Annotated in this window: 8 protein-coding genes and 1 pseudogene; 6 read left to right on the top strand and 3 right to left on the bottom strand. The window is 63.6% G+C overall.

Translation table 11 applies throughout. From position 1 onward, the window contains the following. Positions 1-888: alpha/beta fold hydrolase (locus tag V6M52_RS14560; RefSeq protein ID WP_332701536.1), on the top strand; the 888-nt coding region annotated here is incomplete at its 5' end. 16 nt (positions 889-904) lie between these two features. Here V6M52_RS14560 and V6M52_RS14555 read toward each other — a convergent pair. Further along, positions 905-1,843 carry a phytanoyl-CoA dioxygenase family protein gene (locus V6M52_RS14555; protein ID WP_332701535.1) on the bottom strand — a complete coding sequence of 313 codons (939 nt, stop codon included), beginning with the start codon at positions 1,841-1,843 and terminating at the stop codon, positions 905-907. Positions 1,844-1,935: 92 nt separating this feature from the next. On the opposite strand from V6M52_RS14555, the gene V6M52_RS14550 reads away from it, so the two are divergent. Next, positions 1,936-2,829: an AraC family transcriptional regulator gene (locus V6M52_RS14550; RefSeq protein WP_332701534.1), complete on the top strand. Its 894-nt coding sequence runs from the start codon at positions 1,936-1,938 to the stop codon at positions 2,827-2,829. Positions 2,830-2,998: 169 nt separating this feature from the next. Here V6M52_RS14550 and V6M52_RS14545 read toward each other — a convergent pair whose 3' ends face one another. Next, positions 2,999-3,913 carry a phosphotriesterase family protein gene (locus V6M52_RS14545; protein ID WP_332701533.1) on the bottom strand — a complete coding sequence of 305 codons (915 nt, stop codon included), beginning with the start codon at positions 3,911-3,913 and terminating at the stop codon, positions 2,999-3,001. Between the two features lie 136 nt (positions 3,914-4,049). Here V6M52_RS14545 and V6M52_RS14540 point away from each other — a divergent pair, with 136 nt between their 5' ends. The 4 genes from V6M52_RS14540 (at position 4,050) to folK (ending at position 7,644) form a co-directional block, all read left to right on the top strand. After that, positions 4,050-5,819: an SLC13 family permease gene (locus V6M52_RS14540; RefSeq protein ID WP_332686148.1), complete on the top strand. Its 1,770-nt coding sequence runs from the start codon at positions 4,050-4,052 to the stop codon at positions 5,817-5,819. A gap of 122 nt (positions 5,820-5,941) precedes the next feature. Further along, a complete protein-coding gene (gene folP / locus V6M52_RS14535) occupies positions 5,942-6,811 on the top strand; it encodes a dihydropteroate synthase (protein WP_332701532.1) in 870 nt (289 codons plus the stop codon). A gap of 3 nt (positions 6,812-6,814) precedes the next feature. Next, complete coding sequence (gene folB / locus V6M52_RS14530) at positions 6,815-7,201, top strand: dihydroneopterin aldolase (protein WP_332701531.1); 387 nt, start codon at positions 6,815-6,817, stop codon at positions 7,199-7,201. Beyond that, positions 7,198-7,644, top strand: coding sequence for a 2-amino-4-hydroxy-6-hydroxymethyldihydropteridine diphosphokinase (folK, locus tag V6M52_RS14525; protein ID WP_332686154.1), 447 nt, complete (start codon positions 7,198-7,200; stop codon positions 7,642-7,644). Before folB ends, folK begins: the two co-directional genes overlap by 4 nt. Here the strand turns inward: folK and V6M52_RS14520 are convergent. Next, a pseudogene (locus tag V6M52_RS14520) lies at positions 7,641-7,950 on the bottom strand (ATPase); the annotation flags it as partial. The gene folK and the pseudogene V6M52_RS14520 overlap by 4 nt on opposite strands.

The following is a 7,950-nucleotide window of genomic DNA, read 5'->3' as shown; positions in this document are numbered from 1 at the left end:
TTCCTGTCCCTGACCACCGCGCTGCTGCCGCTCCTGGCATTGCCAGCCCGTTCCCAGCAACCCACCCAACCTGACCAAGGAGCCGCCATGCTGCCCGCCCCATCGAAATCGGGTTACGCCCCCGTCAATGGCGTCGAAGTCTATTACGCCGTGTATGGCGAAGGAGAGCCGCTGGTGCTGCTGCATGGCGGCCTGATGAGCATCGAGATGTTCGGTCCGGTCCTTGCCGAGCTGGCCAAGACGCGCCAGGTGATCGGCGTGGACCTGCAGGCGCATGGCCGCACGCTGCCGTTCGACCGGCCGATGAGCTTTAAGGCCATGGCGACCGACATTGCCGAACTCATCAAATGGCTCGGCTTCGAAAAGGCCGACATCATGGGCTATTCGTTCGGCGGCAGCACTGCATTGCGCACCGCGCTCGATCACCCCGAGGTGGTGGGCAGACTGATCGTGGTTTCGGCGCCCTTCGCCTATTCGGGCTGGCACGACTACAATGCCGAAGGCATGCGCCAGATGGGTGCGCATATGGCCGATGCCATGAAGGCTACGCCTATCTATGGGGCCTACGCCGCCATCGCGCCCGACCCGGAGAACTGGCCCAAGCTGCTCGAGCAGATGGGCAGCATGATCGGAAAGGATTACGACTGGTCCGCCGAAATCCCCAATATCGTCGCCCCGACACTGCTGGTGGTGGGCGATTACGACGCTGTCCGCATCAGTCACGCCACCGCCTTCTTCGAACTGCTCGGCGGCGGCAAGACCGATGGCGGCTGGGATGGCTCGGGGATGACGCCCAATCGTTTTGCCGTCATCCCCAGCGTCACCCACTATGCCATCGGCACTGATCCGCGTTTGGCCGAGACCGCCATCGATTTTCTCGATCGGTGACCGGCCTTGCCGGGGCTCAATGCCAACCCTTGAGCCCCAGCAGCTTCTCGCCCAGCGGCGTCAGCTTGGCCGTCGTGGCATTCTTCTTCTCCCACTCGCGCGGATCGCCCGGAAAGGCGTCGCGCTGCGGGTGATCCAGCTCGCGCCACAGCCTGATGCGCTCGGCGCGTTCGGCCACATTGCCCTCATCGGCCGGGAACATCGAAATATACTGCGCCATGCGGACCCGGTCCTTCGAATGGTTCGGCCGCACGCCATGCGCCAGCAGCGTGTTGAAGATCATCAGATCCCCCGGCTCCATCTCGATATTGGTGATCGTCAGGCCCGTCGTATCGGGATGCATCGGGTCGCGGTCGGCCGGCTGGGTCTTCACCCAGTTGTCGAAGTCGTAGAACAGCTCGGGTATGCACTGGAACCCGCCGACATCGCCGTCCTGCTTGACTAGGCTCAGCACGCCCTGCACGCCGATGGGCAGGGGATCGAGCGAAGTATCGCTGTCCCAGTGGATGAAGCCATTGGGATTGCCATGCACCTTCTTGGGCACATTGAGATTGGCCCGGTCGATGCTGGTCCACAGCTCTTCCATGTCCCAGATGTCGACAAAGGCATCGTAAACGCGGCTCTCCATCCGGTTGTCCCAGAGAAACTGGTGGTTGTAGATTTCCATCATGCCCGTGCCGTTGAGCTCCTTCATGATGTGATCGCGGCGCTGCGGCGCATACCAGGTGCTTGGGTCCGCCGGATTCTTTTCATCAAATTCCCAGAGCAAACCCTTGAGCCGCTCGACATTTTCCGGCGGCACCGCAGCGCGAACAATCACATGGCCCTTGGTCACCCAATGCTCCCAGTCCGCCGGGCTCAGCACCCGCAGGGGTAGCGTCTTGACGATATCCTTGAGCTGGGTGGTCACCACCTGCGTGGTGGGATGGCTGTCGCGTTTGGTGGTCTTCTGCATGGTTCACTCCCATTTGCGTCCCCTTCGGGCTTGGCTGATGGGATGACCCTAGCGCTGCCCCTCCAGCGTCGCTTGCACCGGCATGGCCAATATTGATACTATTCTGGCTTGTCGAGGCTCCGCTGCGCCATATGAAGCCCTATCTTGAACATGTGACCACCGACGACGATGCATCCTGGGCCAGCCTCAACCGGCGCCTCGATGACGGCATTCCCTTCCAGTGGCACCACCATCCCGAATTCGAACTGACCCTGACGCTCAATTCACGTGGCCAGCGTTTCATCGGAGATCATATCGGCCGCTACGAGCCCGGGGACCTGGTGCTGATCGGGCCCTACCTGCCCCATACCTGGCACTCGCTCGACCGCCCCGACGACAGCCAGCCCCATATAGCGCTCGTCATGTGGTTCCTGCCTGATTGGGCCGAGCGGCTCACCGCCAATGCCGAACTGCGCGCCGTCGCGGCCATGCTGGCGCGCGCCGCGCACGGCCTACAGTTCTCTCCCGAAGCAGCACAGGCCGTTCGCCCCCTGGTGGAAGATCTCTTCACCCAGCCGCCCGTCGAGCGCTTCCTGCGTCTGGTCACCATCCTGACCCGGCTGGCCGGCGACCGCGCCGCCACGCCGCTCTCGGTCACCGCTCCCGAACTTGCTCCTGCCGCCACCGACCGGGGCCGCATCGACCGGGTGCTCAACCACATCCACACCCACTTTGCCGAGCCGATCACCATTCCCGAGCTGGCCGACCTTGCCGCCCTCAGCCCCTCGGGCCTGCACCGCACCTTCCTGCGCCACACCCGCCAGACGGTGAGCCAGTATCTCATCCGCCTCCGCATCGGCCGCGCCTGCGCCCTGCTCTCCTCCGGCACCATGCCCATCGGCACCATAGCCGGCGAAGTCGGCTACGACTCGCTGGCCAATTTCAACCGCCAGTTCAAGGCGCTGAAGGGAACGACGCCGAGGGCGTATCGGGCGGCGTTTGTTTAGGGTCGCAATTGCGGCGCAAGCTGCCCCACCCCCTCCCAACCTCCCCCATCAAGGGGGAGGTGCCATGCGGTGAGTTGAACTGTATCGTGCCACATGAGTGGAGAGAAACCTCCCCCTTGATGGGGGAGGTAGGAGGGGGTGCTGCCACGCGCCACGCACGCACCGCCCCCTACCGCGCAAATGCCTCGAACGGATTCTCCTCCGTCAGCCGCACGATCATCGCCTCGTCGACCCCCGCCCCGCGCAGCTTGGGCAGCACGCTGTCGACCAGATGCGTATAGGGCCGGGGCTCGCCGCCGCCAGGCTTGGCCGGGTCGAACCAGCCCATATCGTGGCTGAGCAGCAGTTGGCCGCCTAGTCCGGCCTCCAGCGCCTTGAGGATCAGCGGCACGCTTTCTTCGTCCGGCACCCAGCCCAAATTGTCATATTCGATCCACGCACCGCGCGCCGCCACTGCCTTGTGCATCTCGAAATCCGGCTCGGCCTGGGTGTGGATCGAGATGAAGCGATTGGCGGTGTAGCCCTCGGCCTCGATGATATCGAGCTGGTCCATCACCACCCGCCCCTTGATGGTGTGCGAGCCGATCACGGCCCCCGTGGCCTTGCCGGCATGCGCCGCGGCGCGAAGGATGCGCTCTTCGATCGGCGTAATGCCGTCGTCACCAGCGCTGATCTTGATCCAGGCGGCCCTGACGCCGGTGTCGCCGACCCCGACTTCGAGATCGCGCAGCATCACATCTTCTAGCTCGGCCTGGCTGGCCGCGGCGACCCAGGCCGGAATCCATGGCTCGCGGTAGTTGCCGGTCGGCACCACGATCGGGAAATTGGTCGCCAGTGACACAGCGAGGTCCAAGTCTACCCGCAGCCCGACCCCGCCGGTGGAACATTCCACCAGCGCCGTCACGCCCTGCGCCTTGATCGCCTCGATCTGCGGCGTCATCAGCGCCACCACATCGGCCGCCTCCGCCTGCGCATAGCCCGGCTGGTTGGGCGTTCGCAGATCCACGAAGACATGTTCATGCGGCAGGATCAGGCCGAGCTCCACCTTGCTGCGTGGACCAAGCGTGGTGAAAAGCTGCTTCATTGGATTCCTCCGCGCCATTTGGCGTCGCTAGACTGGTTCCACCCCTATATATGATTACGCGTCGATTTTGGCCCTTGCTGCCCGGACCAACCTGCGATGTGTTGCGGTAGACGGCTGCGCCCCTTATGGAATGGCAATGACCCTGCCACAAATCTTCGCCTTTCTCATCATTGGCGCCATGATGTTGGCCTTCATTTGGGGCCGGTGGCGCTACGACGTCGTTGCGGTCGGCGCGCTGCTGGCCGCCCTCGCCTTGGGCGTCGTTGCCCCCGATCAGGCGTTTAGCGGCTTTTCCGACGATATCGTCATCATCGTCGCCAGCGCGCTCGTCATCAGCGCCGCCGTGTCGCGCTCCGGCATCATGGAAGTGGCGATCCGCCGTTTCGCGCCAAATATCAGCTCGCCACGCGCCCAGCTTATCCTGCTCGTGGTCGTGGTCACCGTCCTCAGCGCCTTCGTCAAGAATATCGGCGCGCTAGCGATCATGATGCCGATCGCCTTCCAGATGGCCCGCAAATCCAGCGTCTCGCCGTCTTTATTCCTCATGCCCATGTCATTCGGCTCGCTGCTGGGCGGCTTGATGACCCAGATCGGCACCTCCCCCAACATCATCGTCTCCCGCGTCCGCCAGGACATGACCGGGGAGGCTTTCACCATGTTCGACTACACCCCGACGGGCCTAGCCCTCTCGGTGGTTGGCGTGATCTTCCTGGCCCTGTGCTACCGCCTGCTGCCCGAGCGTCGGCGCGAGGACACAGGGCTCGATAGCGCCATCGAGATCAAGAATTACACCACCGAGGCGCGCGTCACCGAGGACTCCTCCGCTATTGGCAAGACCGTAGCCGAGGTCCAGCGCAACGCCGATGGTCAGGCGATGATCATTCGCATCCTCGGTGCGTCGGGCCAGCGCCGGACCCCGCTGCCGGACGTCAAGTTGCGGCTGGGCGATATCCTGCTGATCGAAGGCGCGGCCGACGCCCTCGACAAAATGGTCTCCCAGTCCGGTCTCGTCTTCTCCGAGCGGCGCGGCGCGGCCACCAAGGATGCCGCCGATATCGGCATCATCGAGGCGGTGATCGGGGAAAGCTCCGCCCTTATCGGCGCCACCGCCCAGGAACTGACCCTGTTTGATCGCACCGGCCTCAATCTGCTCGCCATCAGCCGGCGCGACCAGCGCTTTACCGACCGGCTGGGCCAGATCCGCTTTCAGAATGGCGACGTCATTCTCCTGCAGGGGCATCTCAAGCGCCTGCCCGAACTGCTGCGTGAATGGGACTGCCTGCCCCTGGTCGAGCGCGGCCTGCGCCTTGGCAGCGTCCGCAACGGCCTCATTCCGCTGGCCATCCTCCTGGTTGCCATAACCGCCACCGCCATCGGACTTGTCCCCGTTGCCCCTGCCTTCTTTGCCGCGGCGGTAGCGGCCGTGGTGACCCGGTCTCTCCCCCTGCGCGAGGTCTATTCCCATCTTGATGCGCCCATTCTGATCATGCTCGCCTGCCTGATTCCGATCTCGGATTCGCTGCGCACCACAGGGGGCACCGAACTCATTGCCAGTTGGCTTTCCATGACCGCAAACACGCTTCCCGGCTGGGGCGCCCTGGCGCTCATCATGGTGGCCGCCATGGCGGTCACGCCCTTCCTCAACAACGCCGCCACGGTGCTGGTGATGGCCCCCATCGCCGCCACCTTCGCCACCGACCTCGGCTACGCCCCCGAAGCCTTCCTGCTCGCCGTCGCCATCGGTGCAGGCTGCGATTTCCTCACACCCATCGGCCACCAGTGCAACACGCTGGTCATGGGTCCGGGCGGCTACAAGTTCAGCGACTATGCACGCCTCGGCGCGCCGCTGTCCCTGCTGGTCGTTCTGGTCGCCGTACCCATGCTGATGTTGGTCTGGCCGTTCTGACACCGAGCCACGGCCTCGTGGTTCGACAAGCTCAGGATGAGGCCTACTATTGCAGCCGCTGTTAAAGTAGACCTCATCCTGAGCTTGTCGAAGGACGAGGTCGTGCCACCACGAGCGCCGCCATGCACACCAGTCACACCATCCCCCTGCCTAACCGTCCCCCGCTGCTCCTCGGCCAGACGCCCCTGGTCATGGGCATCCTCAATGTCACGCCGGACAGTTTCTCCGATGGCGGGCAGCACAATCTCGTCGACAGCGCCGTCGCCCATGCCCGCCAGATGATCGCCGAGGGCGCCGACATCATCGATATCGGTGGCGAAAGCACCCGCCCCGGGGCCGAACCGGTCGGCACGCAGGAGGAGCTGGACCGCGTCATGCCGGTGATCGATGCGCTGGTGGCGGCCGGCATCACCACGCCGCTCTCCATCGACACCTACAAGCCGCTCGTCGCCGACCAGGCCATCCAGGCCGGCGCCAGCATCATCAACGACGTGCACGGCCTGCAGGGAGCGCCCGAAATGGCCGAGATCGCTGCCCTGCACAGCGTCCCCGTCATCGTCATGCACTGGCAAAAGGACCGCGACAGCGCGGTCCCGCTGCTCGATGACATGCGCCGCTACTTCGCCCACAGCATAGAGCGGGCGCAGCGCGCGGAGATAAGTCTCGACCAGATCATCCTCGACCCGGGCTTCGGTTTCGGCAAATCGCTGGCCGAGAATTACGAGCTGCTGCGAAAGCTCGGCAGTCTGCGTTCATCACCCGTTCAGCAAGGTGGCGATTTTGCGATCCTGGTGGGCACTTCGCGCAAATCCATGATCGGCAAGCTGCTCGGCAACCAGCCCGAGGACCGCCTTGCCGGCACCATCGCCACCACAGTTCTGGGCTATCTCAATGGCGGGCATATCTTTCGCGTCCACGACATACGCGCCAACCGGGATGCCCTTCGCGTAGCGCAGGCGACGCTGTATGGTCCGCCTGCGCAACAGGGTTAGCACATGGCCGAAACATTCACGGGCGACCGTATCATCCTGAAGGACCTGGGTTTTTACGGCTACCACGGCGTCTTCGCCGAGGAAGCCACACTCGGCCAGCGATTCTTTATCGACATCGAACTCGGGATCGACCTCTCCGTGCCCGCCGCGACGGACCGGCTCAGCACGGGGATATCCTACGCGGACATCTATGATGTGGTGAAAGCCTGCTTCGAGGGCAGGCGCATGAAACTGCTCGAAGCCGTGGCGCAGAACATCGTCGACGGAATCTTCGAGACTTTTCAAAGCGTTGACTGGATCGTCATCCGTCTCCGCAAGCCCGAGGCGCCGATCGCCATGGTGCGGGGCGAGGCCGCGATCGAACTGCATCGCCACCGGAAAAGCAAATGATGTCAAAGGCTTGGCTGAGTCTTGGCGCTAATCTGGGCGACCCATCGGCCCAACTGGCCGAAGCCGTCCGCCGCATCGATGCGCATAAAGATATCACCGTCACTGCCCAGTCCTCGGTATTGGCAACCAAGCCCTGGGGCAAGACCGATCAACCGGACTTCGCCAACATGGCCATCGCCGTCGAAACGAGTCTGCAACCCATTGAATTGCTTGACGTTATTCTCGGCATTGAACGCGACATGGGCCGCGTCCGCGACGAGGTCTGGGGTCCACGGCTGATCGATATCGACATCATCGCCTATGACCGCATCGAGATGATATCCCCGCGCCTGACCCTGCCTCACCCCTATGCGCACGAGCGTAGCTTCGTCCTCGATCCGCTGCGACAGATCGACGAAGATGTGGCCAATTGGGTAATGGAAACGGCCGCTAAATCGCTCTAGCTGCGAAACGCGTCGAGCACCGCCACGGCGGTATCGAATTCAACCCGGCGCATCGCCCGCCGCTCGGCTGCCTCTTCGTCCTGGCCCCACTGGCTAATCTGAAAATCCTCGTCGACATGCGCGGCGCTCCACACCTGGTCGGGCGAAAAAAGCTTGTTCCAGAGCCCGATGGCCAGAAGTCCAGATCCGGTAAGTCCGGTAATCGACACAAGTGCCGTCAAGGTCAGCAGATTTTCTCCCTGCAGCGAATCGGCCAGTCGATCCAGCGTCGCCCTGGGCTGGTCCTGGTGGATGACACCGACGGTC

Origin of the sequence: Devosia sp., from assembly GCF_036676215.1 — a bacterium.
Taxonomy (GTDB): domain Bacteria; phylum Pseudomonadota; class Alphaproteobacteria; order Rhizobiales; family Devosiaceae; genus Devosia.
Note: the sequence above shows the minus strand (reverse complement) of the source record. Positions and strands in the feature narration are given on the sequence as shown.